The sequence below is a fragment of the Pseudomonas sp. HMWF006 genome, assembly GCF_003061205.1.
Taxonomy (GTDB): domain Bacteria; phylum Pseudomonadota; class Gammaproteobacteria; order Pseudomonadales; family Pseudomonadaceae; genus Aquipseudomonas; species Aquipseudomonas monsensis.
Genome location: NZ_QAIU01000529.1, coordinates 589 through 2,654, shown reverse-complemented (window position 1 = coordinate 2,654; position 2,066 = coordinate 589). Strand labels below are relative to the sequence as shown.

Here is a 2,066-nt window from a genome sequence, read left to right as displayed (position 1 = left end):
CACCACCGCCAGTACCAGTGCAATCATCGGCACCAGCGGATAGCACGGCGCGCGGAAAGTTCGCTCCAGATTCGGCTCTGATCGACGCAGTTTGAACAGACTGAGCATGCTCATGATGTACATCACGATCGCCCCGAACACCGCCATGGTGATCATCGCGGCAGTGAGCGTCATACCGCCAAGGTTGATCAAGCCGTCGCTATAGATGGCAGCGATGCCAATGATGCCGCCCACGATAATCGCGCGGTGTGGCGTCTGGAAACGCGAGAGTTTTGCCAGCGAGGCCGGCAGGTAACCGGCGCGGGCGAGGGCGAAGAATTGTCGCGAGTAACCGAGGATGATTCCGTGGAAGCTCGCCACCAGGCCGAACAGGCCGATCCACACCAGCATGTGCAACCAGCCGGAGTTGTCGCCGACCACGGTTTTCATCGCCTGTGGCAACGGGTCGTTGATGTTGGCCAGTGTGCGCCAGTCACCGACGCCGCCGGCGAAGAACATTACGCCCATGGCCAGCAGCACCAGGGTCAGAATGCCACTGATATAAGCCTTGGGAATCGTGCGTTTCGGATCCTTGGCTTCTTCGGCGGCCATCGCCGCACCCTCGATGGCCAGGAAAAACCAGATCGCGAATGGAATCGCCGCGAACATTCCGGCAATCGCCGGCGCGCCGAACACGTCCGAACCGGCCCAGCCATTGAGGGCGAAATGGCTGAAGCTGAACGCCGGCGCGACCACCCCCATGAACACCAGCAGTTCGGCGACGGCCAATACGCAGACGATCAGCTCGAAGGTCGCGGCCAGTTTCACGCCGAGAATGTTCAACCCCATAAAGACGATATACGCGCCAACCGCCGCGTGTTTCGGATCCAGCGCAGGGAACTGCACATTCAGATAAGCGCCAATCGCCAGCGCAATCGCCGGTGGCGCGAACACGAATTCGATCAGCGTCGCCAGCCCGGCAACCAATCCGCCTTTTTCACCGAAGGCGCGGCGGCTGTAGGCGAACGGCCCGCCGGCGTGGGGAATGGCGGTGGTCAGTTCGGTGAAGCTGAAGATGAAGCAGGTGTACATGGTCGCGACCATGAATGAGGTCACCAGAAACCCCAGCGTTCCGGCCACGCCCCAGCCGTAACTCCAGCCGAAGTATTCCCCGGAAATCACCAGCCCGACGGCGATGCCCCACAGGTGCAACGTGCCCAGTGTGGGTTTGAGTTGTGTGTTCATGCGCTTGCTCCCTGAACGGTTTGGACAGCTTCGGAGGAGGGCGTGTGCAGTGGGCGTGCCATTGCCGTGAAACAAGTCGTAATGAGTTGAAAGCTGTCGTATCGGGGATGTTCGCGGTGGGATAGCTGCTTTTTGTGCGCCAGTTGAGTGCGATGTTGCTCGTTATGCCGTCTTCGCGAGCAAGCTCGCTGCCACATTTTTGAAATGCGCTCGCCTGAACAACGCCGACACCTGTGGGAGCGAGCCTGCTCGCGAAGAGGCCCGCCCATACGGCGCAAAACCCACCTGTAACGCCAGCATAAACCCACTCTTTACGCTTTCTTTATGCACAGCCAACACCCTCGCTCTCGTTCCTTTACAGCCTCCTTTCCGACAATGCCTCCACACGCGGCAATACGCCGTAACACGGAGATCTTCCATGAGCGTTCTGGACGGGGTGTCACTGCTATTGGCAGTGGGGCTGTTCATTTATCTGTTGGTTGCGCTGTTGCGCGCGGATCGGAACTAGGAGCGGCTATGCACAGTTATGACTATTGGCTGATCCTCGCGTTTTTCGCGGTGGTCTTGCTGCCGGCGCCGTTCCTCGGGCGCTTTTACTACAAAGTGATGGAAGGGCAGCGCACCTGGCTGACGCCGATTCTCGGCCCGGTCGAGCGCGGTTGCTATCGCGTTGCCGGGGTTGATCCGAACGCCGAGCAGAGCTGGCAGAAATACACCCTGGCGCTGCTGGCGTTCAACCTCGCCGGTTTCCTCCTGCTGTTCGCGATCCTGTTGTTTCAAGATCACCTGCCGCTGAACCCGCAAAACCTGCCGGGCCAGGAATGGACCCAGGCGTTCAACAC

At 59.8% G+C, this 2,066-nt stretch carries 3 protein-coding genes; 2 read left to right on the top strand and 1 reads right to left on the bottom strand.

Annotated features, from left to right (window positions below; all coding sequences use genetic code 11):
• Positions 1–1,224 (bottom strand): ethanolamine permease (gene eat / locus DBR24_RS23835; RefSeq protein WP_256591773.1); only part of this gene is annotated, 1,224 nt, incomplete at its 3' end.
• Between the two features lie 418 nt (positions 1,225–1,642).
• On the opposite strand from eat, the gene kdpF reads away from it, so the two are divergent.
• A complete protein-coding gene (kdpF, locus tag DBR24_RS23830; protein ID WP_007899818.1) occupies positions 1,643–1,732 on the top strand; it encodes a K(+)-transporting ATPase subunit F in 90 nt (29 codons plus the stop codon).
• 8 nt (positions 1,733–1,740) lie between these two features.
• Positions 1,741–2,066 (top strand): potassium-transporting ATPase subunit KdpA (locus tag DBR24_RS33455; protein WP_256591774.1); only part of this gene is annotated, 326 nt, incomplete at its 3' end.